Below are 24,885 nucleotides of genomic sequence, written 5' to 3'. Positions count from 1 at the left end.
GGTAGCGCCTCGTGTATCACCGCTGGGGGTAGAGCACTGTTTCGGCTAGGGGGTCATCCCGACTTACCAAACCGATGCAAACTCCGAATACCAGCGAGTGCGAGCACGGGAGACACACGGCGGGTGCTAACGTCCGTCGTGAAAAGGGAAACAACCCAGACCGTCAGCTAAGGTCCCAAAGTTATGGTTAAGTGGGAAACGATGTGGGAAGGCTTAGACAGCTAGGAGGTTGGCTTAGAAGCAGCCATCCTTTAAAGAAAGCGTAATAGCTCACTAGTCGAGTCGGCCTGCGCGGAAGATGTAACGGGGCTCAAACCATACACCGAAGCTACGGGTTCATCTTAGGATGAGCGGTAGAGGAGCGTTCTGTAAGCCTGTGAAGGTCAATTGAGAAGTTGGCTGGAGGTATCAGAAGTGCGAATGCTGACATGAGTAACGACAAAGGGAGTGAAAAACTCCCTCGCCGGAAGACCAAGGGTTCCTGCGCAACGTTAATCGACGCAGGGTGAGTCGACCCCTAAGGCGAGGCCGAAAGGCGTAGTCGATGGGAAACGGGTTAATATTCCCGTACTTCTAGTTACTGCGATGGGGGGACGGAGAAGGCTAGGCCAGCACGGCGTTGGTTGTCCGTGTTTAAGGTGGTAGGCCGAGATCTTAGGCAAATCCGGGATCTCAAGGCCGAGAACTGATGACGAGCGTTCTTTTAGAATGCGAAGTGGTTGATGCCATGCTTCCAGGAAAAGCCTCTAAGCTTCAGGTAACTAGAAATCGTACCCCAAACCGACACAGGTGGTCAGGTAGAGAATACCAAGGCGCTTGAGAGAACTCGGGTGAAGGAACTAGGCAAAATGGCACCGTAACTTCGGGAGAAGGTGCGCTGGTGAGGGTGAAGGACTTGCTCCGTAAGCCCATGCCAGTCGAAGATACCAGGCCGCTGCAACTGTTTATTAAAAACACAGCACTCTGCAAACACGAAAGTGGACGTATAGGGTGTGACGCCTGCCCGGTGCCGGAAGGTTAATTGATGGGGTTAGCTTCGGCGAAGCTCTTGATCGAAGCCCCGGTAAACGGCGGCCGTAACTATAACGGTCCTAAGGTAGCGAAATTCCTTGTCGGGTAAGTTCCGACCTGCACGAATGGCGTAATGATGGCGGCGCTGTCTCCACCCGAGACTCAGTGAAATTGAAATCGCTGTGAAGATGCAGTGTATCCGCGGCTAGACGGAAAGACCCCGTGAACCTTTACTATAGCTTTGCACTGGACTTTGAATTTGTTTGTGTAGGATAGGTGGGAGGCTTTGAAGCGTGGACGCCAGTCTGCGTGGAGCCAACCTTGAAATACCACCCTGGCAACTTTGAGGTTCTAACTCTGGTCCGTTATCCGGATCGAGGACAGTGTATGGTGGGTAGTTTGACTGGGGCGGTCTCCTCCCAAAGAGTAACGGAGGAGTACGAAGGTGCGCTCAGCACGGTCGGAAATCGTGCGTAGAGTATAAAGGCAAAAGCGCGCTTGACTGCGAGACCAACACGTCGAGCAGGTACGAAAGTAGGTCTTAGTGATCCGGTGGTTCTGTATGGAAGGGCCATCGCTCAACGGATAAAAGGTACTCCGGGGATAACAGGCTGATACCGCCCAAGAGTTCATATCGACGGCGGTGTTTGGCACCTCGATGTCGGCTCATCACATCCTGGGGCTGAAGCCGGTCCCAAGGGTATGGCTGTTCGCCATTTAAAGTGGTACGCGAGCTGGGTTTAGAACGTCGTGAGACAGTTCGGTCCCTATCTGCCGTGGACGTTTGAGATTTGAGAGGGGCTGACCTTAGTACGAGAGGACCGGGTTGGACGAACCTCTGGTGTTCCGGTTGTGTCGCCAGACGCATTGCCGGGTAGCTACGTTCGGAAAAGATAACCGCTGAAAGCATCTAAGCGGGAAACTTGCCTCAAGATGAGATCTCACCGGGAGCTTGACTCCCCTAAAGGGCCGTCGAAGACTACGACGTTGATAGGCTGGGTGTGTAAGCGTTGTGAGGCGTTGAGCTAACCAGTACTAATTGCCCGTGTGGCTTGACCATATAACACCCAAGCAATCTGGGGTGTGGCAAGACACCGTACAGACAATGTGGAACTCCACATGAGATTGCAAACCTAGCATGTGCTTCAATCACAACACCCAATTCGCGATGGCGTGAAAGCTACCAGCTAACACGACACCGCTAAAGAATTGCTTGACGACCATAGAGCGTTGGAACCACCTGATCCCATTCCGAACTCAGCAGTGAAACGACGCATCGCCGATGGTAGTGTGGGGCTTCCCCATGTGAGAGTAGGTCATCGTCAAGCACAAAATAGGAAACCCCGCCAATCGGCGGGGTTTTTTATTGGGCTTATGAAAACCCTCTCTTACTGATTGGCAGATTTTGCCCGGATTCCCTCGCATCAATGGCAACCGGCACCTTTGCGCAGCCCGTGGGGGAGCACGTTGGGCATGTTGGCGTGGATTGCTCTGGGCCTCGTTGTCGGCCAACGGTTATTACGTCGCCAGTAATTCGCGTCCAGGCTGTTGGCCAGTCCGGACGCGAGTTGGGTCAGGCCGGCTGAGTGGCTTTGGCCCATTCCTGTTCCTGTAGCTGACGCCACATGATCTTGCCAGTCGCCGAGCGCGGGATGCTGTCGACCAGTTCGACGACTTCCGGACACTTGTAGGCAGCCATGTGTTCATGGCACCAGGTGATGATGTCTTCGCCGCTGGGTTGCTGATCGGCGGCCGGGACCACAACTGCCTTGACCGTTTCACCCCGGCGAGGATGCGGCATAGATATGATGCAGACCTCGCGGATGGCTGGGTGGGCATACATCAGCGACTCGACTTCGGCGGGCCAGACCTTGTAGCCAGAGGCGTTGATCATGCGTTTGACCCGGTCGACCAGGAAAAAATAGCCCTGTTCGTCGTAATAGCCCAGATCGCCGGAGCGGAAGAAGCGCTTGCCATCCAGTTCGATGAAGGCTTCGGCGGTGGCTTCGGGCTTGTTCCAGTAGCCTTGGAAGATCTGCTCGCCGGCCATGACGATTTCGCCAGTTTCATGCGGGCCAAGCTGCTCCAGGGTATCGACGTTGATCACTCGCGAATCCACTCCGATGGTTGGGATACCCAGGCACTGGGCCTTGCAGGCCTGGAACGGATTGGCGTGGGTGGCGGCCATGGTTTCCGATAGGCCATAGCCCTCCATGTAAATCAGCCCGGTCTTGGCCTCTAGCTTATGTGCAACGGCGGCTGGCATGGCCGCGCCACCGCCACCGATGCCTCGCAGGCTGCTGATATCGTAGTTATCGATATCTGGGTCGCTTAGCATGTCGACTACCATGGTCGAGATGTTGCGCCAGGTGGTGACCTGGTGGCGCTGGATCAGTTCGGCGGCGACCTTGCGGTCCCAGCGAGTCATCACCACAAGCGTGCCGCCGACATACAGGGTGCTGTTCATGCACGACTGCATGCCGGTGACGTGAAACATCGGGACTGAGACCAGGTGTACCACGTCATGCTGGGCGTTGGTCCAGACCGCACCGTATACCGCTGAGGCCAGTACGCTGTGATGGGTGTGGGCGCAGCCCTTGGGATTGCCTGTGGTGCCGGAGCTGTAGGGGATTACCGCCAGATCATCGGGGCCGGCACTCAGAGGTGGTGGTGCACAAGCGGCTGCCAGGGCCTGTTGCCAGCGGGTCACTCCAGTTGAAACGCTAGCACTGGGCTTGAGCAGAACCGCTTCGGGTAGCGACAAGTCGGTCGGCTCGCTCAGGTATTCGCTATAGGCCGTGACCAGTATTTCTCGCAGATGGCTGATGCCTACTTGCGGGGCGATGAACTCCAGCAGTTCTTCGGCGCAGAGTGCGACCTGGGCCTGGGTATCGTCGATCAGATAGGCCAGTTCGGCGCTGCGGTTCATCGGGTTGACCGGCACCACGACAGCATTGGCGCGCAGGATGGCGAAGAAGCCGATGATGTACTGCGGGCTGTTCTGCATATACAGCAGGACACGGTCGCCGGCCTTGACGCCGGCCTGCTGCAGATAGCCAGCCAGTGCTTCGGCCTCGGTGAGCAGTTGGCGATAGCTGATTGCCGAGCCGTAGTACAGGATCGCCGGGTGCTCGGGGTAGCGCAGCGCCGATACCGTGATGTTGTGGAACAGATTGGTGTTGGGCAGTTCAAGCTGCCTGGGTACCTGATCCGGCCATACCTGATAGTGCCGATCGAACATGCCTTAGCCCCCTTGCCGTACTGGTTGTCGTTATCTGGATCAAGGTTGTATGGCCCTAGGTTAAACCCTGCTGCGTCACGCTGTGAACAGCCAGTCACACGGGTGTTGTCCGGTCATAACTGTAACGCAGGTAGTCCGCTTGCACGCCGGCTCAAAGCACCGTCTTCATAGTGGATGAGTTATAGTATGGGGATGCAAAATCGAGGAGACAGACCGATGAGTCAGGACCGTGTGATCATATTCGACACCACTCTGCGCGATGGTGAACAGAGCCCCGGCGCGTCCATGACCAAAGAAGAGAAGCTGCGTATTGCCAAGGCGCTGGAGAAGCTGCGGGTCGATGTGATTGAGGCCGGCTTCGCTATTGCCAGTCCCGGCGATTTCGAGGCGGTCAAGGCGATTGCCGATACCATCAAAGACAGCACCGTGTGCAGTCTGTCACGGGCGGTGGATGCCGATATCGATCGCGCCGCCGAGGCGCTGGCCGGGGCCAACAGTGGCCGCATTCATACCTTCATTGCCACCAGCCCGATCCATATGCAGTACAAGCTCAAGCTCGAGCCTGATCAGGTTGTCGAGCAGGCGGTGCGCGCGGTCAAGCGTGCACGCAACCTGTGCGCGGATGTGGAGTTCTCCTGCGAAGATGCCGGGCGCTCGGAAATCGACTTCCTGTGCCGGATCATCGAAGCTGCAATCGCTGCCGGCGCTCGCACCATCAACATTCCCGATACCGTTGGCTACGCCATTCCGCACCAGTTCGCCGAGACCATCCGGGCGATCATCGAGCGGGTGCCGAATGCCGATCAGGCGGTCTTTTCGGTGCACTGTCATAATGATCTGGGGCTGGCGGTGGCCAACTCGCTGGCGGCAGTGACGGCTGGTGCGCGTCAGGTCGAATGCACCATCAATGGTCTGGGCGAGCGGGCCGGCAATGCCTCGCTGGAAGAGATCGTGATGGCGATCAAGACCCGCCATGACGTATTGGGTGTCAGCACCGGGATCGTCACCGAAAATATTCTCAGTACCTCGCGCCTGGTGTCGGGCATTACCGGTTTCCCGGTCCAGCCGAACAAGGCGATTGTCGGCGCCAACGCTTTTGCCCATGAGTCCGGGATTCATCAGGACGGGGTGCTCAAGCATCGCGAAACCTACGAAATCATGAGTGCCCAGTCGGTCGGCTGGCACACTAACAAACTGTCGCTGGGTAAACTGTCCGGGCGCAACGCCTTCCGCTCGCGGCTGGAAGAGCTGGGTATTCAGCTCAGCGGTGAAGAGCTGAACGCCGCCTTTGCCCGTTTTAAGCAACTGGCTGACCGCAAGCACGAGATCTTTGACGAGGATCTGCAGGCGCTGGTCAGCGATACCTTGACCGAGGTGGTTGAACACACCCGGCTGGTGCATCTGGAGGTGGCTTCACGGATGGGCGAGGTGCCCGAGGCCTATGTCCAGATCAGTGTCGATGGCGAAGAGCGCGAGGCACGGGCCCAGGGCTCCGGGCCGGTCGATGCCACGTTCAAGGCCATCGAGAAGATCATCGGTTCGCAGGCCACCCTGCAACTGTACTCGGTCAACGCGATTACCGAAGGCACCGACTCCCAGGGTGAGGTGACCGTGCGACTGGAAAAGGCCGGACGTATCGTCAATGGCAACGGGGCCGATACCGATATCGTCGTGGCATCGGCCAAGGCCTATATCAATGCGCTGAACCTGATGCAGGCTGGGGCTTACAAAGCCCATCCGCAGGCGGCTGACGTTTGATGCTGGAGCCTACACGACTGGGATATCTGCAAGCCATGGGCATCAGCTCCTGGCTGCCACGCGAGCCACTGACACACGCGCCGCCACGCCTGCCGGCCGAGTGGCCAGTACTGGCGCAGCCGCCGCAGGAGCCCGAGACCGCAGCGCCGCCCTCCCGTGAAAGCCTGTCACCGGGCGTTGAGGCTCCGGTGATCCGGCGCCGGCCTGAGCTGGTCCGTCCGGGGCGGGCGGTCGAAGCACCAGTCCCCCCGGTAGCCGAACCGCCAGTTGAACCCGCGGACACTCGCAGCCAGGTTGCTCTGGAACCGTTCTATCTGCAGCTGTGGCTGGCCGGTCCCTGTGCCCTATTGCTGGAACTGCCGGAACCGGGCCTGGAAAGTGGCATGTCGGCGCGGCGCTTGCTGGACGATATTGTCCGGGCGGCCGGGTTGCCTGGTGTGCGTCTGCTGGCCGATTTCCGCTGGCCGCTGAGCCGTAATCCGCAGTTTGATCGTAGCGCCCAGGCGGCGCATCTGGCCTTGCAGGCTTTCATGCAGGGGCGCCTGGAAGAACAAGGGGTGGTGTCGATCGGCTGCTTCGGTCCGCGTGCGGCGCTGCTGGGCGAGCCGGTCCCTGAGCAGGCGCTTGAGCTGTTCCAGCGTGAGCTGGCTCTGGATCAACTGGCTCCGGCCTGGTTCTGCCCGGAGCTGCAGAGCCTGATGAATGAACCAGCAGAAAAGGCCCGGCTATGGGCGTTGTTGCGCCGGGTCATGCGGCGCTGGCAGGAGCGTGAATGAGTGCAGTGCGTTTTCGGCCGATGACCGAGGCCGATATCGATGCGGTTCTGAAAGTCGAGTTTGCCGCCTTCAGCCATCCCTGGACCCGGGGAATTTTTCTCGATTGCCTGAAATCCGGTTACGAGTGCTGGCTGATGTTTGCCGGCGATCAGCAAGTCGGGCATGGTGTGCTGATGACGGCTGGCGATGAGTCTCATCTGCTCAATATCACTGTCAAGCCGGAGAATCAGGGCAATGGCCTGGGTTTGCAGTTACTCGAGCATTTGATGCAGCAGGCCCGGGCACGCCAGGCTGAGGTGGCGTTTCTGGAAGTGCGTGAATCGAATCAGAGTGCTTTCCGTCTCTATGAGCGTTTTGGTTTTAACGAAATTGGTCGACGCAAAGGCTATTACCCGGCAGTCGGTGGGCGTGAGGATGCCCTGGTCATGGCCTACTCGTTGCTTGATTAGGTGACGTGGCTGGAGCTATCGGCGTCCGACACCGGTAACCAATCAAAAGGGAGCGGATGATGCCGGATCTGAAGCAGTTGTTCGTCAATAACCGGCAATGGGCCGAAGCGATCAAAGAAGAAGACCCCGAGTTTTTCAGCAAGCTGGCTGGCCAGCAGGCCCCCGAGTATCTGTGGATCGGCTGCGCTGACTCGCGGGTACCGGCCAATGAAATCGTTGGCTTGTTGCCGGGTGAGCTGTTCGTCCATCGCAATGTTGCCAACGTGGTGTTGCATACCGACCTCAATTGTCTGTCGGTCATGCAATACGCCGTCGATGTGCTCAAGGTCAAGCACATCATTGTCACCGGCCATTATGGTTGTGGCGGCGTGCAGGCGGCGATGCGCAACCGCCAGTTAGGACTGATCGATGGCTGGCTGCGCTCGATTCGCGATCTGTACTACGAAAACTGGGATCGGCTTGAGAAACTGCCGGACGACGAAACCAAGCTTGATCGGATGTGCGAGTTGAATGTGATTCAGCAGGTCGCCAATGTCAGTCACAGCAGCATTGTCCAGAATGCCTGGCACCGCGGTCAGGATCTAGCGGTGCATGGCTTTATTTATGGGATCAAGGACGGCCATCTGAAAAACCTCAATGTAACTGTCCGGGGGCTGGAGCAGATTCCCGAACAGTACCGGTTGAGCTTGCCTTGATGCTTTCTGCCCGGCACATGGCCATGGTAGGCCTGGTGGTCTGCGCTCTGGCCTGGGCCGGGAATGCCTTGCTGGCTCGTGCCACTGCCGGGCTGTTGCCACCGATCGGGCTGTCTTTCTGGCGCTGGACCACGGCGCTGCTGTTGCTGTTACCTTTTACTGCACAGGGGCTATGGCTGCACCGGCAAACGCTATGGCGTCAGCGCTGGCGGGTCGCAGTGCTGGCGGCGCTGAGTATCTCCTCCTACAACACGCTGCTGTATCTAGCGGCCCAGAGTACCACGGCGATCAACATCACTCTGGTCAACACCGGCTTGCCGGTAGCGGCATTCATCTGGTCAGTGCTGTTGCTGCGCGAATGGCCAAGTCTGTTGACCCTGGCCGGCACGCTGTTGTCGTTCTGTGGCCTGCTGGTGATTCTGACTTCCGGTCAGCCGGCCAATCTGCTGGAACTGGCCTTCAACAATGGCGACCTGATCATGGTGCTGGCGGTCATGACTTGGGGGCTGTACTCGGTCTTGCTGCGGCGCTGGCCGGTGGCGGTGCCAGGGTTGACGCTGTTGGCAGCTATGCTGTTGTGCGGAGTGCCGCTGCTGCTGCCGTTCTACCTGTGGGAGCTGGCGCGGGTCGGCGGCATGCCCTTGAGTTTGCCTGCTTTGGGCGCGGTGGCATATACCGCAGTGTTCGCCTCGCTGCTGGCCTACTGGGCCTGGAACAATGGAGTCCGGGTCCTGGGCCCGGCAACTGCGTCACTGTTCAGTTATCTGATGCCGGTCTTTGCTGCTCTGCTCGGGGTGCTGTTGCTGGGTGAGCATTTGCGCTGGTTCCATCTGCTGGGAGGTGTTCTGACCTTCCTCGGCTTGCTGTTGGCGACCTGGTCAGGGCGCAGGAGTCATTGATGCGGCTGTGTGTAATCCCTGGTGATGGCATTGGCTGTGAAGTGGTTCCGGTCGCGGTCGGCGCTTTGATGCGTTTGTTACCCGAGCTGCAAGTTATCGAGGCGCAGGCCGGTTGGGACTGCTTTCAGCGTAGCGGTGAGGTGGTTCCGGCAGCGACCCTGGCGGCGATGCGAGAGTGCGGGGCTGGCTTGTTTGGTGCAGTGTCCTCACCGACCCGGCCGGTCGAAGGTTACCGCAGTGCGATCCTGACCTTGCGTCAGCAGTTGGGGTTGGCCGTCAATCTTCGTCCGGTCAGAAGTTGGCCGCTGGTATCACCCCGGGCGGGCATCGATATGCTGATCCTGCGGGAAAACAGTGAAGGTCTGTATGTCGGGCGCGAGTCCATGTCGGGGCCTGACAAGGCAATAGCCGAGCGACACATCAGCCGCCAGGCCAGTGAACGGATCGCCGGTTTTGCCGCGCAGGTGGCTCGTCAGCGCTCGGCGCGGCGGATAACCCTGGTTCACAAGGCCAATGTGCTGCCGTTGACTTGCGGGCTGTTCCGCGATAGTTGTCGGCAGATCCTGGCCGAGCAGGGGCTCGATCATCTTGTGGATGAGCGGCTGGTGGATGTGGCAGCGCTGCAGTTGGTCGAGCGTCCCGACGCGTTCGATATTCTGCTGACCACCAATCTGTTTGGCGACATCCTCTCCGACCTGGCCTGCTACTGGTCCGGTGGTCTGGGTATGGCGCCGTCACTGAATCTGGGGGAGGGTATCGCCCTGGCCGAACCGGTGCATGGCAGTGCCCCGGATATTGCCGGTACCGGTCAGGCCAATCCGCTGGCGGCGCTGCTCAGTGCTGCCTTGCTGTTACGCCATCACTGGGCGTTGCCGGAGCAGGCTGAACGACTGGAGAGCGCGGTGGCTGCTACGCTGGAGAGCCTTGGTAGTCTTGAGCTTGGGCGGAGCACTACGCTGACTCTGGAACGTGAGGTGTTGCGGCGGTTGTGAGTCGTTGATCAGCGACTAGGGTCGTAGCATTGGGCTGGTTAGCGGGCAATAAAAAAGGGCCTAGCCGAAGCTAAGCCCTTGAAAAGGTTGGTGGCTACACCTGGACTTGAACCAGGGACCCCAGCATTATGAATGCTGTGCTCTAACCAGCTGAGCTATGTAGCCATCCGAGGCGCGCATTATTCAGTTGCCAGCGCCTAAAGTCAAGTCTTTGTCCGCATTTTTTTGTCTGCCATTTCAAGTGCTTAACCTGGTGCCGAGGCTAGCGGCTGTCCAGATGCAAGAGGCTGGCGATGCTGCCGTCAGTGGCAGGGGTGGCGCTGCTGACATCGACCATATAGATACGTTCGGCGTCCAGCCCGGCCCGGTCTACCAGGTAATCCTTGATGCTGTTGGCGCGTAGTTGGGCCAGGCGGCGTAGCAGTTGTGAGCTGTGGCCCCAATAGGTCAGCAGTGCTTCGCGCAGCTGGTTGCTGCGCTCTTCCCGGTTCAGCTCCTGCCATTCTTCCGGGGGTTGCTGTCCAAGCTCTGAGCGGTAGATGGCTTCCAGCAGCACCGGCTTCTGTTTGTCATCGACCTGCAGGTCGGCGGCTGTGGCGGGTACGGCCTGACCGCTGCTCTGCAGGGTTTGATACCAAAGTTCCTGGTAGGCACGTTCCAATCGTCGCTCGGCAATGTACTGGCCATCGCTGTCCTGAGCGCTGGTGCCTTCAACCTCAAGTGCCAGATTGGGTCGCTCGTTCAAAGCGTTGGCCAGGGTGTCGAGGGCCTGTAGTGCATTGGTGTCGAGTTCGACACTGCCCGGTGCGAAGCTGATCTGGCTGAGGTCGGCGTCACTGGCGCCAACCAGCCCGGCGATGAATTTGAACGGCGCCTGGGTTGCCCGCAGCACCAGGTTGCGCAGGGTTTGCCAGACAATCGGCATAACGCTGAATTCTGGGTTGTTCAGGTCGCCGCTGATTGGTAGTTCGATATCGATATTGCCACGAGTGTCCTTGAGCAGGGCTACGGCCAGGCGAATCGGCAGGTTCACGGCATCCGAGCTGTCGACCCGTTCGCCCAGTTGCAAGTCTTCGAGCAACAGCTTGTTGGCGGCATTCAGCTGGCCTTGCTGGATACGGTAATGCAGATCCAGATTGAGCCGGCCCTTGCGGATTCGGTAGCCGGCGAACTTGCCGGAGTAGGGCGTAAGGGTGGTCAGTTCCAGATTGCGCCAGGTGGTGGCGATGTCGAGACTGTTGAGTGGATCGAAGGGGGTCAGTTCGCCCTTGATTTCGACCGGCGCGTAGCGGTCGACCTTGCCGGTGATGTTGACACTGGCTGCCAGATTACGCTGGTTGTCGAGCGTGCCTATGCGGCCGTTGAGCTGTTCCAGGGCGGTGGCGAAATTCGGCCGGAGACTGAAATCGGCGAAGTTGGCTGAGCCGTCTTCGATGACGATGCCGGCAATCTGGATGGCCAGGGGCTGACCGGGGTCGTTTGCGCTGCTGGTGGACTCGGGCTGTGGAACCAGCAACTCGCTGAAGTTGGTGCTCAGGTCGTCATTGATGATCAGGCGGGCATAGGGCTGGTGGATACGAATCAGGCCGGTTTTGAGTCGGTCTGAGCGGTAGTCGATGGCCTCCACGCTGAGCTGCTGCCATTTGAGCAGGTCGCGCTCGCGTGCCGAATCGCGTACATGGAGTTGGCGTACACGAGCATCGCCGCTGACATTCAGGTTCAGTGGTTCCAGCGCGTTCAGTGCGATCTGCAACTGGCTGTCGAGCAGGCCGCTACGCAGGTCGATATTGATGAAGGGAGCGATATAGGACTGGCTCAGGCGCAGGTCTATGTCGCTGAGTACGGTTTGCAGGTTGGCGCTGATTGGGTTGAGGCCAGCCTGTCCTTGCAGCTTAAGCTGGCCCTGGGGCCCCAGGCCGGTGTCCAGAACCAGGTTGAATGGGCTTTCGCTCAGGCTGTCGAAGTCGCTCAGCGTCAGGTTCAGCGGCCCGACCTCCAGGGCTACCGGTTGCTCGGGCTGGCGGTCCTGCAGATGCAGGTGGTAATTGCTCAATTGCGCCTGTTCGACGATGAGTTGCCAGGGCCGGGTGGTAGTGCTGGCCTCACTGCTTTCGTGGTCTTGCTCGGCAGGTGGCTGCGTGCCGTTGTCACTGGGCAGGAGTTTAAGCCAGTCCAGTTCGCCATCGGCCTCGCGTGCAGCCCAAGCTTCAAGATCCTGGCTGGCAAGGCGGCTGATCAGCACCTGCTGAGCGGCCAGGTCTGCCTGGCTGATATCGATTTCCAGATTGCCCAGGCGCAGCAGGGGCTGTGCGCTGGCGCTGTCGAGCGCCAGGTTGGTCACCTGCAGTTGGGCGTTTTCCAGGCGTAGTTCGGTGCCTTGTGCCAGATCAAGCTGGTAGTGGCTGCTGAACTCGCCCTGGCCATCCTTGAGGTGCAGAGGAATTGTCTCCAGGACATAGGGCCAGAACGGCGCAAACTGAATGTCGCTGAGCTGTAGCTGGCCGGTAGAGCCTAGTGGACTCAGGCTAACCTGGCCTTGCCATTGCAGTTGTGCACCATAGGGGCCTTCGGCAAGCAGGCGCATGTCGGCGCGATCTTCAGGCAGGGTGCTGAGGTTATAAAGGGTCAGGTCCAGGGCGTCATAGCCGAATTCAACCGGCTCCTGCGGGCGCAGATCCTGAAAGTGCAGGCTGTTGCTGATCAGGCTCAGGCGATCGATGCGCAGGGGGAAGATGCCGTCTTGTTCTGGCTTGTCGTTCTCGGGTTCGCTGGCCGGCAGCTCGAACAACTGGGTCAGGTTGAGGGTGCCCTGAGCGTTGAACAATACTTCGGCGTGGGCGCGTTCCAGTTCGACATCGGCCAGATGCAGGGCACCGCTCCACAGGCTCTTGAGTTGCAGGTTGGCGTGCAGGCGGCGGAAAGCCAGTTGCGGGCTGTCCGGTTCGCCCAGGTGAAAATGCCAGAGGGTCAGCTCCAGGGTAAACGGATTGAACTCCACCTGTCTGACCTTGGCCGGGACCAGCGCCAGTTTGCTGAGCTGATGGTTGAGGGTATGCAGGATGATGCCGGGGACCAGCAGAAAACCCAGCAGGCAATACAGGAACAGGGCAATCAGCAGTTTGGTGGCGATGGATTTGGCGCGCTCTTCCATGGACAGACTTCTCCATAAACCGGTCCGTCAGAGTATGGCACGTTTGGCGTCAGGCAGGGCTGCAACAGGACCGGACAAAAACAGAAAAGCCGCTTGAGCAAGCGGCTTTCCAGGATGGCTGCTGATCAGACGTTGAAGCGAAAATGCATCACGTCGCCATCCTTGACGATGTACTCCTTGCCTTCCAGGCGCCATTTGCCGGCTTCCTTGGCGCCGGCTTCGCCGTTGTACTGGATGAAGTCGTCATAGCTGACCACTTCGGCGCGGATGAAGCCCTTTTCGAAGTCGGTATGGATTACGCCGGCTGCCTGCGGGGCGGTGGCGCCGATCTTGACGGTCCAGGCGCGGACTTCCTTAACTCCGGCGGTGAAGTAGGTCTGCAGGCCGAGCAGTTCGTAGCCGGCGCGAATTACCCGGTTCAGGCCCGGCTCGTCCATGCCCATGGTTTCGAGGAACATCTGCTTTTCCTCGTCGTCATCGAGCTCGGCGATTTCCGCTTCGATCTTGTTGCACACCGGGACCACCACGGCGCCCTCTTCAGTGGCAATGGCCTTGACCACATCAAGGTGCGGGTTGTTCTCGAAGCCGTCCTCGGCGACGTTGGCGATGTACATCACCGGCTTGCTGGTCAGCAGGTGAAAACCCTTGGCCAGGGTGCGCTCTTCCGGGCTGAGATTCTTCAGCAGTGAGCGGGCCGGCTTGCCTTCGGTGAAGTGAGGGATCAGTTGCTCCAGCAGGGCTTTCTGGGCCAGTGCTTCCTTGTCGCCACCCTTGGCGTTGCGGCTGACGCGCTGCAACTGCTTTTCGCAGCTGTCGAGGTCGGCAAAGATCAGTTCCAGATCAATGATTTCGATGTCGCGCTTGGGGTCGACGCTGTTGGAGACGTGGATTACGTTGTCGTCTTCGAAGCAGCGGACCACGTGGGCAATGGCGTCGGTCTCGCGGATGTTGGCCAGGAACTTGTTGCCCAGACCTTCACCCTTGGAGGCGCCTGCGACCAGACCGGCGATGTCGACGAATTCCATGCTGGTGGGAATGACCTTCTCCGGCTTGACGATGCTTGCCAGTGCGCTCAGGCGTGGGTCGGGCATGGGCACGATGCCGCTGTTCGGCTCAATGGTGCAGAACGGGAAGTTCTCGGCACCGATGCCGGCTTTGGTCAGGGCGTTGAACAGGGTCGATTTGCCCACATTGGGCAGGCCGACGATACCGCAATTGAATCCCATAATCGTGTCCTCTGCCGTGTCCGGCGGGTAAAGGTTCAGGCTTTGAAACTGTGCAGGCGTTGCATGACCCGGGTCCAGTCGCCGTCGATCATGCCAGGCAATTCGGCGATGGCCGCATCGATGCAGTCATCCAGGGCCTGCTGTTCGTCTTTGGGGGCACGGCCCAGTACGTAACCGGTGACCTGCGAGCTGTGACCGGGATGACCGATGCCCAGGCGCAGGCGATGAAAAGCGTTGTTGTTGCCCAGCTTGGCGATGATGTCGCGCAAGCCGTTATGACCGCCATGGCCGCCCCCTTTCTTGCATTTGACCACCCCCGGCGGCAGGTCCAGTTCGTCATGGGCGACCAGAATCTGTTCGGGTTCGATACGGTAGAAGCTCGACAGTGCGGCCACGGCCTGGCCACTGCGGTTCATGTAGGTGGTGGGGATCAGCAGGCGGATATCCTGGCCCTTGAGGGTCAGGCGGCCGGTGAGGCCGAAAAACTTGCTTTCGGCGCGTAGCGACGTATTGTGCTGCGCGGCCAGGCGCTCAACAAAAAGGGCGCCGGCATTGTGACGGGTCAGTGCGTATTCAGTGCCGGGATTGCCCAGCCCCACCAACATCCTGATTCCCTGCGTCACAACCGGCGCCCCTCTTGGGTCAGCGGATCAATTACTCAGCCGACTCTTCGCCTTCAGCAGCTGCGTCGCCAGAAGCTACGCGGGCAGCGTGGACGTTGGCAACCGGCAGATCGTGATCGGCACCCTGGGTCAGGGCAACGGCGGTCACGCCTTTGGGCAGCTTGAGGTCGGACAGGTGAACGATCTGACCCAGTTCAACTTTGGCCATATCGACCTCGATGAACTCCGGCAGGTCTTTGGGCAGGCAGGATACTTCCACTTCGGTCATGGTGTGGGAGATCACGCCGCCGCTTTTCTTGACGCCAACGCAAGCATCTTCATTGATGAAGTGCAGGGGTACCAGAACGGTAACCTTGTGACCGGCAACGACGCGCAGGAAGTCGGCGTGCATGACGTGCGACTTGGCCGGGTGACGTTGCAGGGCCTTGAGCAGAACTTCCTGGCTCTTGCCATCAACCGACAGGCTGATAACGTGGGAGTAGAACGCCTCGTTTTCCAGGGCCTTTTTCAGTTCACGGGCTTCCAGAGCGATGCTCTGCGGCTCTTGCTCGCCACCGTAAACGATGGCCGGTACCAGATCGGCGTTACGACGCAGGCGGCGGCTCGCACCTTTCCCCAGGTCATTACGCGCTTTCGCATTCAGAGTGAAGTCGACCATTGTAGTCTCCTTGCTAAAACATCCGGGCGTTTGCGACCAACGCGGCGGATGATTGATGAAAAACCCGGACACCTGTCCGGGCTGTTTACCCAGTGCCTGCTCCTTAGCGGAACATGGCGCTGATGGATTCTTCGTTGCTGATCCGGCGCATGGCTTCGGCGACGATCGGCGCCATGTCCAGTTGGCGGATGCGTTCGCAATGCGTTGCGGCCGCCGACAGCGGAATAGTGTTGGTGACGATCAGTTCGTCGAGTGCCGAGCCGCTGATGTTCTCGATGGCCTTGCCCGACAGGATCGGGTGGGTGCAATAGGCGAAAACCTTGGAGGCACCGTGCTCTTTCAGGGCCTTGGCGGCATGGCACAGAGTGCCGGCGGTATCGACCATGTCATCGACCAGAATACAGGTACGACCTTCAACGTCGCCGATGATGTGCATCACTTCCGACTGGTTGGCCTTGGGCCGACGCTTGTCGATGATTGCCAGGTCAACGCCCAGCTGCTTGGCCACGGCGCGGGCGCGGACTACGCCACCGATATCCGGGGATACGATCATCAGGTTGTCATGGCGCTGGCTGATGATGTCATCGACCAGAACAGGCGAGCCGTAGATGTTGTCGACCGGGATATCGAAGAAGCCCTGAATCTGGTCGGCATGCAGGTCGACGGTCAGCAGGCGGTCAACGCCGACGACGTCGAGCATGTCGGCTACGACCTTGGCGCTGATCGGTACACGGGCCGAGCGTGGGCGACGATCCTGACGGGCGTAGCCGAAATAGGGGACCACTGCGGTGATGCGGCTGGCAGAGGAACGACGCAGGGCGTCGGCCATGACCACCAGCTCCATCAGGTTGTCGTTGGTTGGCGCGCAGGTGGACTGGATGATGAAGACGTCCTTGCCGCGCACGTTTTCGTTCAGTTCGATGGCGACTTCGCCATCACTGAAGCGACCAACCGAGGCATCACCGAGGGGAATGTGCAGTTGACGCACGACGCGTCGTGCCAGATCGGGGTTGGCGTTCCCCGTAAAAACCATCATCTTGGACACGCTGCAATACCTTTAACTTGGGTAGTGGTCGAGGCGATTGGAGAGCGAGGTTCGACGGAAACGGCAAAGCCATCCGGCCGAATACTTCGGTCTCACGATGTCTTGATTGCTGCCGGAGAGAAAATGGCAGGGGCGGCTGGATTCGAACCAACGCATGGCGGGATCAAAACCCGCTGCCTTACCGCTTGGCTACGCCCCTGTAACTGTCCGGATGCTCGGTTGCATCCTTAATACGCCGCTTTGTTGAGCTGGGCATGCAACGGTGAAACGTTACAACCCTGTGCAACAAAGGTTTGCAGTGTGGCTGGCAACCGGGCGCGAACTTTATCAGCTTCGCGTTCGTTTGGGAAGGCCCCAAACAAGCAACTGCCAGTCCCGGTCATCTTAGCCTCACAATATTTGTTTAGCAAGATCAACGTGTTACGAATTTCTGGGTAACGCGCTGCAACAACCGGCAAGCAGTCATTCCGACCACCGTGCTCACGGAAGGCCGCTAATGTAATGGCCGGAGAATCGCGCGTCAACCTCTGGTCGGAAAAAATTTCCGCAGTGCTGACCTGGCAGGGTGGAACCACCACCAGATACCAGGGCTCATCCAGGGTCACTGGCGTCAGTTGTTCGCCGACCCCTTCGGCCCAGGCGGCGTGGCCGCGGACAAAGACCGGCACATCCGCGCCCAGGCTCAGGCCCAGTTCGGCCAGTTGTTCAAGGCTCAGGCCGGTACGCCAGAGATGATTGAGACCAACCAGGGTAGTGGCGGCATCCGAGCTGCCGCCACCAATGCCGCCGCCCATGGGCAAGCGTTTGTCCAGTTGAATGTCGGCTCCCTGTGAGGTGCCGCTGGCCTGTTGCAGCAGGCGGGCGGCACGAACGATCAGATTCGCCTCGGCCGGCACGCCGGGCAGTTCGGGTTGCAGGGTGATCTGGCCGTCAGGGCGAGCATTGAAGTGCAGGGTGTCGCCATGATCGAGAAACTGGAACAGCGTCTGCAGCGTGTGGTAACCGTCGGCACGGCGTCCGGTGATATGCAGAAAAAGGTTCAGTTTGGCCGGGGCGGGCAGGCTCAGAGTGGGAGCAGACATGGTTCAGCGCGGATCCCACTGGGTGACTACCAGGGTCAGCAAGACATCGTGTCCGGACAGTTGCAGGCGTTGCGGCAGCTGCCGCTCGCCTACTTGTTGGTAGCGACTGTATTCGATGGTCCAGCCGGACTGGCTGAGTCGGGCCAGGCGGCTTTCGGTGTCCAGTTGCAGGCGGCTGGGGCTGTCGGGAGCGGGCAGGCCGCGGACCCACCAAAGCAAGTGATCGACCGGCAGACGCCAACCAATTTCCTGCTCCAGCAGGTCTTCGGCTGAGGCGGCACGCAGGGTTTGCTGGCCGGCGATATCCAGCACGATACCTTCGCGGTCACCCTGGATGCGGGTGGCGCCACGGCCCAGCGGGCCGGACAGGCGAATGTCATAGTAGTCCTGCTGCTGCAGCCAGAACAGGGTGCCGCTGCCCGACTCTTGTGGCGCGCGCACGCCGATCTTGCCTTGCAGAGTCCAGGCGGTCAGAGGTTCGACGCTGTTGCGGTGCTGTTGCCAGGCGCGACTGTCGCCGCCCAGTTCCAGGGTCTCACGTTGATGAAAGCTGCTACAGGCGGCCAGGGCCAGGCTCAGGCCAACTACGGTGCAAAGGCGAATAATGGACATGAATCAGCGTTGTTCCAGGCGTTGACGGGTTTCCCGCACCAGCGGACTATCCGGGTCTTTCTTCAGGGCTTCGTCCCAGATCTTGCGTGCTTCGCGCTGGCGGCCCTGGACCCAGAGGACCTCGCCCAGATGTGCGGCAACTTCCTGGTCGGGGAAGGCGGCATAGGCGCGGCGCAGTAGCTCTTCAGCCAGCTCCAGATTACCGAGTCGGAAGTGAACCCAGCCGAGGCTGTCGATAATAGCGGGGTCGTTGGGGTTCAGAGCCATGGCCCGCTCAATCAGCTCCAGGGCCTCTTCCAGCCGTTCGTTACGGTCGGCCAGCGTGTAACCCAGGGCATTGAGGGCCATGGCATTGTCCGGCTCGCGTTCGAGGATGCTGCGCAGGTCGGCTTCCAGGGTGTCTGGCTGGCCCAGGCGCTCGGCCAGCAGGGCGCGGGTATAGAGCAGATTGCTGTCCAGTTCGAAGCGCTGCAGAGCCTGGTTGACCCGCTGCATGGCCAGGGTTGGATCGGACTCGACCAGGGTTTCGATCTCGATCAGGTGCAGTTGCAGGGCCGCTCCCGGGTAGGCGGCCCGCTCGCTTTCCAGATAATCGTGCAGCTCATCGGTACGGCCTTGCTGGCTGAGCGCCTGGCTGACGCGCAGCCGGGCACTCAGGAACTCGTTGCCGCTACCGACCGCCTGCCAGATCTCCAGTGCCTGCTGCTGTTGGCCCTGGTCCTCATAGGCCAGGCCCAGATGATAGCGAGCGGTGTTGTTGTCCGGGTCGATGGCCAGGGCCTGTTCCAGTTGCTCGATGGCTGCCTGGCTGTTACCGGCTTCGAGGTTGATCAGCCCCAGAGTCAGCAGCAGGTCAGGGTCGTCAGGGTTGTCCTGTTGCAGAAGACTGAACTGACGGGCGGCGGCTTGCAGTTCGCCCTCGGCGACCAGCAGACGGGCTAGCAGCAGGCGCATGCGTTGATCATTCGGGTGTTCGCGCAAACCGCCCTGCAACAAATTTATGGCCTGGGCGCTGTCGCCGCGGGCGGTCAGCAGCCGACTCTGCAACAGAATTGCGGCTGGGGCCTTGGCGGCCTGAGGGTGGCTGCGAAACAGGGCCAGAGCCTCGTCGTCACGCTCTTCCTGCTGCAGCAGCAAGGCCTGGGCAAAGACCAGTTGGGCATTGTCCGGGTACTCGCCTAGCAATTGTTGCAAGGTGTTGAGCAGGGCGGCGCGGGTTGGTGGGTCGGTTTGCACGGCGGCCAGCGCGAGGAAATCGAAATGGGTTTCGCCATGCAGTTCCAATACCTGGCGCATCATCGCCATGGCTTGCTGGAGTTCCCCGGCGCGCGCCAGATGCAGTGCGGCAGCGCGCAGCGCCTCGGGATTGTCGGGGGCGATGCTGACCCACAACTCGGCCATCTCCAGCGCTTGATCCTGGGCGCCGAGGAATTCAGCAACCCGCAAAGCGCGTTCGGTTACACCCGCGTCGCGGGTCTGGCGAGCCTGATCCAGATAGTTGCCCAGGGCGATATCGAAGCGGTTGCGCTGGCCGGCAATCTCGGCGGTCAGCAAAGCGAACAGGCTGTCCTTGCTGAACTGGCCGTAGACCACGGGGGGCTGCGCTTCGCTGCTCAGATCGTAGTCCGGCGCGCTGTGGTCCGGGGTTTCGGCCTGCTGGCCGGTAACCGCGCAGCCGCCTAACCACAGGCTCAGGCCCAGCGCGAGCAGGGTGCGATTGAATGAAGCCTTCATGGAATCTCGAATCGTTTCGGCGTAATGCTCATCATGACACAGGATCTCGTGCAAACCCATAGCGCGCAAGTTGGGGCTGTTGCCGCTTTATCGCGAACCGCTCCTGGTAATTGATCGGCGCTGGCATACATAGGACAATTACACGTTTGAATCTATCCGTCCCAGGATAAACGAGGCAGCATGGGTTTTCTGGCACTAGGCATCAATCACAAGACGGCATCGGTCGACGTGCGCGAGCGGGTCGCCTTTTCGCCTGAACAGTTGGCGGATGCCCTGCAGCGTTTACGTGATGAGACGCGGACCCAGGAGGTGGCGATTTTGTCCACCTGCAACCGGACCGAAATCTACTGTGCCCAGGACCAGCTCAACGACCAGTCGCTGATCGACTGGTTGGCCGGATTTCACGGCCTGTCGGTCGAGGAACTGCGTCGCTGCAGCTATCTGCACCGCGAGGCTGGTGCCGTTCGGCACATGATGCGGGTGGCGGCCGGGCTGGACTCGATGGTGCTCGGTGAGCCGCAAATCCTTGGGCAGATGAAGGATGCCTGGCAGGCAGCACGTACGGCGGGTACCCTGGGGCCCTATCTGGACCGGCTGTTCCAAAGCACCTTCAATACCGCCAAGCAGGTGCGTACCGACACCGCGATTGGTGAGAACCCCGTGTCGGTTGCCTTTGCCGCCGTCAGCCTGGCTCGGCAGATTTTCTCGGACCTGGAGCGCAGCACCGCATTGCTGATCGGGGCCGGCGAAACCATCGGGCTGGTCGCCCGGCATTTGTTCGAGCAGGGCGTCAAGCGCCTGATCGTGGCCAATCGTACTCTTGAGCGGGCTGAACTGCTGAGTGAGCCGCTGGGCGGGCAGGCGATCATTCTCAATCAGATTCCCGAGGTGCTGGCCCACTGCGATATTGTCATCAGTTCCACCGCCAGCCCCTTGCCTATTCTGGGCAAGGGCGCGGTCGAGCGGGCCCTGAAGCAGCGCAAGCACCGACCAATGTTCATGGTTGATATCGCCGTGCCGCGGGATATCGAACCTGAAGTGGGTAGTCTGGGGGATGTGTATCTGTATACCGTCGACGATTTGCACGAGGTGATTGAAGAAAACCTGCGTTCGCGCCAGGGGGCGGCCGAAGCCGCCGAGCGTCTGATCGAGATCGGCACCGACGAATTCATGCAGCGCCTGCGCGCGTTGGCGGCTGTCGATGTGTTGCGGCGCTACCGCCAGCGCGCTGAGCAGTTCCGGGATCAGGAATTGAGCAAGGCGTTAGGCAAACTGGAACGTGGTGGTGACCCGGCTGCGCTGATGAGCGAAATGGCCCGGGCGCTGACCAACAAGCTCCTGCATGACCCCAGCGTTCAGTTGAAACAGATGAGTGCCGAGGGGCGTGCCGAAGCGCTGGCCCTGGCTCAGGAACTGTTTGCCCTGGATGACACCCACAATGCACAAGGCAGATCATGAAGCCATCTTTGTTGAATCGACTGGACAGCCTGCGTGAACGCTTCGAAGAGCTGTCGGCGCTGCTCAGTGACGCCGAAGTTATCAGCGACCAGAGCCGTTTTCGCGCCTACTCCAAGGAGTATGCCGAGCTGGAGCCGACCATCCAGTGCTACATAGAGTGGCGCAAGGTGCAGGACGACCTGGAAGAGGCGCGCAGTCTGCTCAAGGACAGCGATCCGGATCTGCGGGCCATGGCCGAGGACGATGCCGCCAGTTGCGAACAGCAGTTGGCGACGCTGGATGCCGAACTCAACCGGCTGCTGCTGCCCAAGGACCCCAATGATGAGCGCAACGTGTTCCTTGAGGTGCGGGCAGGGACCGGTGGTGATGAGGCGGCGCTGTTTGCCGGTGACCTGTTTCGCATGTATTCGCGCTACGCCGAGCGGCAGGGTTGGCGGGTAGAAGTGTTGTCGGAAAACGAAGGTGAGCATGGCGGCTATAAAGAAGTGATCGCCCGGGTCGAGGGGCAAGGCGTCTACGCCAAACTCAAGTTCGAGTCTGGAGCCCATCGGGTGCAGCGGGTGCCGGAGACCGAATCGCAGGGACGTATCCACACTTCGGCCTGTACTGTGGCGATTCTGCCGGAAATGGACGAACAGGCCGCCATCGAGATCAACCCGGCTGACCTGCGCGTCGATACCTACCGGGCTTCCGGTGCCGGTGGTCAGCACGTCAACAAGACCGACTCGGCGATCCGGATTACCCATATTCCGACCGGAATGGTCGTTGAATGCCAGGAAGAGCGTTCGCAGCACAAGAACCGGGCCAAGGCGATGAGCCTGCTGCAGTCGCGGCTGGTCAGCCAGCAGCGCGAAGCCCAGGAGAAGGAAGTCTCCGATGCCCGACGGCTGCTGGTTGGCTCAGGCGACCGCTCCGAGCGCATCCGCACCTACAACTTCCCTCAGGGCCGGGTGACCGACCATCGCATCAATTTGACGCTGTACAGCCTCGATGAGGTGATTCAGGGCAGTCTGGATAACGTTATCGAGCCTTTGCTGCGTGAATATCAGGCCGATCAGTTGGCGGCCCTGGACAACGCATGAGCAGCATCGCCGAGCTGCTGGCCCAGGCCGAGCTGCCGGATTCCGACAGCCCTCGGCTGGATGCCGAACTGCTGCTGGCGCATGTGCTGGACAAGCCGCGCAGCTACCTGCGGACCTGGCCGGAGCACGTGCCGAGTACCGAGCAGCTCGAGTGCTTCGCTGAGTTGTTGGCCCGTCGCCGTGCCGGTGAGCCGGTAGCCTATCTGCTTGGTCAGCGAGGCTTCTGGAATCTGGATCTGAAAGTCGCCTCAAGCACCCTGATTCCACGTCCGGACACCGAACTGCTGGTCGAGCTGGCTTTGCGTCTGGGGCCGGCAGAGGACGCCAGGGTACTGGACCTGGGGACCGGTACTGGTGCGATTGCCCTGGCGCTGGCCAGTGAGCGTAGGCAATGGCAGGTATTTGGCTGTGACCGGGTGGCCGAGGCAGTGGCCTTGGCTGAGGAAAATCGTCAGCGCCTGGGGATTGGCAACGCCAACTTCGTTCAGAGCGACTGGTTTGCCCAGCTACCGCTTGGCCGCTTCGACCTGATCGTGTCCAATCCGCCTTATATTGCCGCCGATGACCCGCATCTGCAGCAGGGGGATGTGCGCTATGAGCCGCATAGTGCACTGGTCAGTGGCAGTGACGGGCTGGATGATATTCGTCGGATCGTCAGTCAGGCTCGGCGCCACCTGACGCCTGGTGGCTGGCTGCTGCTCGAACATGGCTGGCAACAGGCGGCGGCAGTGCGCGAGTTGTTGGTGGCTGCCGGGTTTGTTGAGGTCGATTCCTGGCACGATTTGGGTGGACATGAGCGGGTCAGTGGAGGACGTGCCGATGAATGATCAGCAACTGCTGCGCTACAGCCGGCAGATACTGCTGGCGCAGATCGATATCGATGGTCAGCAGCGGCTGCTCGACAGCCGGGTGTTGATTGTCGGCCTCGGTGGCTTGGGGGCGCCCGTGGCCTTGTATCTGGCCGCTGCCGGGGTCGGTGAACTGGTCCTGGCCGATCATGATCAGGTCGATCTGACCAATTTACAGCGTCAGGTGATCCATCATCAGGCCGACATTGGCCGGGCCAAGGTCAGTTCGGCCGCCGAGCGGGTCCGAGCGATCAATCCCGAGGTCAAGGTTCGCTGCCTGGAGCAAGGGCTGGCCGATCGGGCGCTGAGCCAGGCGGTGGCCAGCGTCGATCTGGTGCTCGACTGTACCGATAACTTTGTTACCCGCCAGGCCATCAATGCAGCCTGCATGGTCGAAGGGAAACCGCTGGTGTCGGGCGCTGCCATTCGCCTGGAAGGCCAGCTCAGCGTATTTGATCCGCGCCGGGCCGACAGCCCATGCTATCAATGTCTGTACGGCGAAGGTGACGACACTGCCTTGAGCTGTAGCGAAGCCGGGGTGGTCGGGCCGCTGGTCGGACTGGTCGGCAGTCTGCAAGCGCTGGAGGCGCTGAAGCTGCTGGCCGGATTTGGTGAACCGCTGGTGGGGCGGCTGCTGCTGATCGATGCGCTGGGTAGCCGTTTTCGCGAACTCAAGGTTCGCCGCGACCCTGCCTGCACCTGCTGTGCTCAACGAGGGGTGTCGGCATGAATCAGGCGCCGGTTGGGGTCTTCGACTCGGGGGTGGGTGGGCTCTCGGTGCTGGCTGAGATTCGTCGACTGCTGCCCAATGAGTCGCTGCTGTATGTCGCTGACAGCGGCCATGTGCCCTATGGCGAGAAAACGCCGGAACAGATCCGGGCCCGCAGTCAGGCGATTGCCGGCTTTCTGCTGGAGCAGGGTGCCAAGGCGCTGGTACTGGCCTGTAATACCGCCACGGTTGCAGCGATCAACGATTTGCGTGGGCTGTACGACCTGCCGATCATCGGCATGGAACCGGCGGTCAAGCCGGCGGCATTGGCCACCCGTAATGGCGTGGTCGGCGTGCTGGCTACCACCGGCACTTTGCAGAGCGCCAAGTTTGCGGCCCTGCTCGACCGTTTTGCCCAGTCGGTCAAGGTGGTGACCCAGCCTTGTCCGGGGCTGGTCGAGTGTATCGAGCGGGGGGAGCTTGAAGGCCCTGCCGTCGAAGCCCTGTTGCGCCGCTATACCGAACCTTTGCTAGCAGCTGGCTGCGACACCCTGATTTTAGGTTGCACCCACTATCCCTTTGTTCGCCCGGCCCTGCAGCGATTGTTGCCTGCTTCAGTCCGGCTGATCGATACCGGTGCAGCCGTTGCCCGGCAGTTGCAGGTGCGCCTGGGGGAAACCGGATTGCTTAGTGGTGAGGCGGGAGTGGCTACGCGTTTTTGGACCAGCGCCGATCCTCAGAGCATGGCGACGATTCTGCCGCTACTCTGGGGGGAAGGGGGTAAGGTCGAGCGATTGCCGGTTTAAAAAAAGCGCACTTTGCATTCAAGCGCAGTA

The 24,885-nt window shown here is 60.3% G+C and carries 20 protein-coding genes, 2 tRNA genes and 2 rRNA genes (1 of these 24 running past the window's edge); 13 read left to right on the top strand and 11 right to left on the bottom strand.

Translation table 11 applies throughout. The features are described 5' to 3' along the window. Together BVH74_RS01720 and rrf are read left to right on the top strand one after the other, a co-directional pair. Window positions 1-2,071, top strand: a 23S ribosomal RNA gene (locus BVH74_RS01720) (it extends 819 nt beyond the left edge of the window). A 152-nt stretch (window positions 2,072-2,223) separates the two neighbouring features. Further along, window positions 2,224-2,339: ribosomal RNA gene (rrf, locus tag BVH74_RS01715) — 5S ribosomal RNA — on the top strand. Between the two features lie 245 nt (window positions 2,340-2,584). Here the strand turns inward: rrf and BVH74_RS01710 are convergent. Further along, a complete protein-coding gene (locus tag BVH74_RS01710) occupies window positions 2,585-4,252 on the bottom strand; it encodes a long-chain-fatty-acid--CoA ligase (protein WP_080048417.1) in 1,668 nt (555 codons plus the stop codon). 216 nt (window positions 4,253-4,468) lie between these two features. On the opposite strand from BVH74_RS01710, the gene BVH74_RS01705 reads away from it, so the two are divergent. Genes BVH74_RS01705 through BVH74_RS01680 form a run of 6 tightly spaced genes read left to right on the top strand, consistent with a single transcriptional unit; the run spans window position 4,469 to window position 9,821 of the window. Then, window positions 4,469-6,010, top strand: a complete 1,542-nt coding sequence (locus tag BVH74_RS01705; RefSeq protein WP_080048416.1) for a 2-isopropylmalate synthase — start codon at window positions 4,469-4,471, stop codon at window positions 6,008-6,010. Then, the gene (locus BVH74_RS01700; RefSeq protein WP_155121682.1) at window positions 6,010-6,786 is read left to right on the top strand and encodes an energy transducer TonB; all 777 of its coding nucleotides are present in this window, start codon (window positions 6,010-6,012) and stop codon (window positions 6,784-6,786) included. The genes BVH74_RS01705 and BVH74_RS01700 overlap by 1 nt, the downstream gene beginning before the upstream one ends. Then, window positions 6,783-7,235, top strand: coding sequence for a ribosomal protein S18-alanine N-acetyltransferase (gene rimI, locus BVH74_RS01695; protein WP_080048414.1), 453 nt, complete (start codon window positions 6,783-6,785; stop codon window positions 7,233-7,235). The genes BVH74_RS01700 and rimI overlap by 4 nt, the downstream gene beginning before the upstream one ends. Window positions 7,236-7,294: 59 nt before the next feature. Continuing rightward, window positions 7,295-7,930, top strand: coding sequence for a carbonate dehydratase (gene can / locus BVH74_RS01690; protein WP_080048413.1), 636 nt, complete (start codon window positions 7,295-7,297; stop codon window positions 7,928-7,930). Further along, on the top strand, window positions 7,930-8,829 hold the full coding sequence (locus BVH74_RS01685) for a DMT family transporter (protein WP_080048412.1): 900 nt from the start codon (window positions 7,930-7,932) through the stop codon (window positions 8,827-8,829). The genes can and BVH74_RS01685 overlap by 1 nt, the downstream gene beginning before the upstream one ends. Continuing rightward, entirely contained in the window at window positions 8,829-9,821 is a 993-nt protein-coding gene (locus tag BVH74_RS01680; protein WP_080048411.1) for an isocitrate/isopropylmalate dehydrogenase family protein, read from the top strand. The genes BVH74_RS01685 and BVH74_RS01680 overlap by 1 nt, the downstream gene beginning before the upstream one ends. An 88-nt stretch (window positions 9,822-9,909) precedes the next feature. On the opposite strand, the gene BVH74_RS01675 is transcribed toward BVH74_RS01680, so the two are convergent. The 10 genes from BVH74_RS01675 to BVH74_RS01630 all read right to left on the bottom strand — a co-directional run bounded on the left by BVH74_RS01675 (window position 9,910) and on the right by BVH74_RS01630 (window position 19,952). After that, window positions 9,910-9,986, bottom strand: a tRNA-Met gene (locus BVH74_RS01675). 97 nt (window positions 9,987-10,083) lie between these two features. After that, the gene (locus tag BVH74_RS01670; RefSeq protein ID WP_080048410.1) at window positions 10,084-12,972 is read right to left on the bottom strand and encodes a DUF748 domain-containing protein; all 2,889 of its coding nucleotides are present in this window, start codon (window positions 12,970-12,972) and stop codon (window positions 10,084-10,086) included. A gap of 125 nt (window positions 12,973-13,097) precedes the next feature. Then, window positions 13,098-14,198, bottom strand: coding sequence for a redox-regulated ATPase YchF (gene ychF / locus BVH74_RS01665; protein WP_080048409.1), 1,101 nt, complete (start codon window positions 14,196-14,198; stop codon window positions 13,098-13,100). A 35-nt stretch (window positions 14,199-14,233) separates the two neighbouring features. After that, window positions 14,234-14,803: an aminoacyl-tRNA hydrolase gene (gene pth / locus BVH74_RS01660; RefSeq protein WP_080048408.1), complete on the bottom strand. Its 570-nt coding sequence runs from the start codon at window positions 14,801-14,803 to the stop codon at window positions 14,234-14,236. A 49-nt stretch (window positions 14,804-14,852) separates the two neighbouring features. Beyond that, window positions 14,853-15,479 (bottom strand): 50S ribosomal protein L25/general stress protein Ctc, encoded by a 627-nt coding sequence (locus tag BVH74_RS01655; protein ID WP_080048407.1) that lies wholly within the window; start codon window positions 15,477-15,479, stop codon window positions 14,853-14,855. A gap of 103 nt (window positions 15,480-15,582) precedes the next feature. Next, window positions 15,583-16,524, bottom strand: coding sequence for a ribose-phosphate pyrophosphokinase (locus BVH74_RS01650; RefSeq protein ID WP_080048406.1), 942 nt, complete (start codon window positions 16,522-16,524; stop codon window positions 15,583-15,585). Window positions 16,525-16,648: 124 nt separating this feature from the next. Beyond that, window positions 16,649-16,723, bottom strand: a tRNA-Gln gene (locus BVH74_RS01645). Between the two features lie 28 nt (window positions 16,724-16,751). Further along, window positions 16,752-17,606 (bottom strand): 4-(cytidine 5'-diphospho)-2-C-methyl-D-erythritol kinase, encoded by an 855-nt coding sequence (gene ispE, locus BVH74_RS01640; RefSeq protein ID WP_080048405.1) that lies wholly within the window; start codon window positions 17,604-17,606, stop codon window positions 16,752-16,754. 3 nt (window positions 17,607-17,609) lie between these two features. Next, entirely contained in the window at window positions 17,610-18,218 is a 609-nt protein-coding gene (lolB, locus tag BVH74_RS01635) for a lipoprotein insertase outer membrane protein LolB (protein ID WP_080048404.1), read from the bottom strand. 3 nt (window positions 18,219-18,221) lie between these two features. Further along, complete coding sequence (locus BVH74_RS01630) at window positions 18,222-19,952, bottom strand: tetratricopeptide repeat protein (protein ID WP_080048403.1); 1,731 nt, start codon at window positions 19,950-19,952, stop codon at window positions 18,222-18,224. Between the two features lie 180 nt (window positions 19,953-20,132). Here BVH74_RS01630 and hemA point away from each other — a divergent pair, with 180 nt between their 5' ends. From hemA to murI, 5 genes are read left to right on the top strand one after another with little or no spacing between them, the layout of a single operon-like run. Then, window positions 20,133-21,410, top strand: coding sequence for a glutamyl-tRNA reductase (gene hemA / locus BVH74_RS01625; RefSeq protein WP_080048402.1), 1,278 nt, complete (start codon window positions 20,133-20,135; stop codon window positions 21,408-21,410). Next, window positions 21,407-22,492, top strand: a complete 1,086-nt coding sequence (gene prfA, locus BVH74_RS01620; protein ID WP_080048401.1) for a peptide chain release factor 1 — start codon at window positions 21,407-21,409, stop codon at window positions 22,490-22,492. Before hemA ends, prfA begins: the two co-directional genes overlap by 4 nt. Then, window positions 22,489-23,319 (top strand): peptide chain release factor N(5)-glutamine methyltransferase, encoded by an 831-nt coding sequence (gene prmC, locus BVH74_RS01615; protein WP_080048400.1) that lies wholly within the window; start codon window positions 22,489-22,491, stop codon window positions 23,317-23,319. The genes prfA and prmC overlap by 4 nt, the downstream gene beginning before the upstream one ends. Next, the gene (locus BVH74_RS01610; RefSeq protein ID WP_080048399.1) at window positions 23,312-24,070 is read left to right on the top strand and encodes a molybdopterin-synthase adenylyltransferase MoeB; all 759 of its coding nucleotides are present in this window, start codon (window positions 23,312-23,314) and stop codon (window positions 24,068-24,070) included. Before prmC ends, BVH74_RS01610 begins: the two co-directional genes overlap by 8 nt. Next, window positions 24,067-24,855, top strand: coding sequence for a glutamate racemase (murI, locus tag BVH74_RS01605; protein ID WP_080048398.1), 789 nt, complete (start codon window positions 24,067-24,069; stop codon window positions 24,853-24,855). The genes BVH74_RS01610 and murI overlap by 4 nt, the downstream gene beginning before the upstream one ends. The last annotated feature ends 30 nt before the right edge of the window (window positions 24,856-24,885 follow it).

Source organism: Halopseudomonas phragmitis (assembly GCF_002056295.1).
Lineage (GTDB): Bacteria > Pseudomonadota > Gammaproteobacteria > Pseudomonadales > Pseudomonadaceae > Halopseudomonas > Halopseudomonas phragmitis.
This window is presented reverse-complemented; position numbering and strand designations above follow the sequence as displayed.

Bases quoted from the DNA above. Each gene is read 5' to 3' on its own strand.
- BVH74_RS01680 (WP_080048411.1), top strand. From the start codon at position 8,829: ATGCGGCTGTGTGTAATCCCTGGTGATGGCATTGGCTGTGAAGTGGTT.
- BVH74_RS01710 (WP_080048417.1), bottom strand. From the start codon at position 4,252: ATGTTCGATCGGCACTATCAGGTATGGCCGGATCAGGTACCCAGGCAG.
- BVH74_RS01655 (WP_080048407.1), bottom strand. From the start codon at position 15,479: ATGGTCGACTTCACTCTGAATGCGAAAGCGCGTAATGACCTGGGGAAA.
- BVH74_RS01630 (WP_080048403.1), bottom strand. From the start codon at position 19,952: ATGAAGGCTTCATTCAATCGCACCCTGCTCGCGCTGGGCCTGAGCCTG.
- ispE (WP_080048405.1), bottom strand. From the start codon at position 17,606: ATGTCTGCTCCCACTCTGAGCCTGCCCGCCCCGGCCAAACTGAACCTT.
- lolB (WP_080048404.1), bottom strand. From the start codon at position 18,218: ATGTCCATTATTCGCCTTTGCACCGTAGTTGGCCTGAGCCTGGCCCTG.
- prmC (WP_080048400.1), top strand. From the start codon at position 22,489: ATGAGCAGCATCGCCGAGCTGCTGGCCCAGGCCGAGCTGCCGGATTCC.
- BVH74_RS01670 (WP_080048410.1), bottom strand. From the start codon at position 12,972: ATGGAAGAGCGCGCCAAATCCATCGCCACCAAACTGCTGATTGCCCTG.
- rimI (WP_080048414.1), top strand. From the start codon at position 6,783: ATGAGTGCAGTGCGTTTTCGGCCGATGACCGAGGCCGATATCGATGCG.
- prfA (WP_080048401.1), top strand. From the start codon at position 21,407: ATGAAGCCATCTTTGTTGAATCGACTGGACAGCCTGCGTGAACGCTTC.
- hemA (WP_080048402.1), top strand. From the start codon at position 20,133: ATGGGTTTTCTGGCACTAGGCATCAATCACAAGACGGCATCGGTCGAC.
- BVH74_RS01610 (WP_080048399.1), top strand. From the start codon at position 23,312: ATGAATGATCAGCAACTGCTGCGCTACAGCCGGCAGATACTGCTGGCG.
- BVH74_RS01685 (WP_080048412.1), top strand. From the start codon at position 7,930: ATGCTTTCTGCCCGGCACATGGCCATGGTAGGCCTGGTGGTCTGCGCT.
- ychF (WP_080048409.1), bottom strand. From the start codon at position 14,198: ATGGGATTCAATTGCGGTATCGTCGGCCTGCCCAATGTGGGCAAATCG.
- can (WP_080048413.1), top strand. From the start codon at position 7,295: ATGCCGGATCTGAAGCAGTTGTTCGTCAATAACCGGCAATGGGCCGAA.
- BVH74_RS01705 (WP_080048416.1), top strand. From the start codon at position 4,469: ATGAGTCAGGACCGTGTGATCATATTCGACACCACTCTGCGCGATGGT.
- murI (WP_080048398.1), top strand. From the start codon at position 24,067: ATGAATCAGGCGCCGGTTGGGGTCTTCGACTCGGGGGTGGGTGGGCTC.
- BVH74_RS01700 (WP_155121682.1), top strand. From the start codon at position 6,010: ATGCTGGAGCCTACACGACTGGGATATCTGCAAGCCATGGGCATCAGC.
- pth (WP_080048408.1), bottom strand. From the start codon at position 14,803: ATGTTGGTGGGGCTGGGCAATCCCGGCACTGAATACGCACTGACCCGT.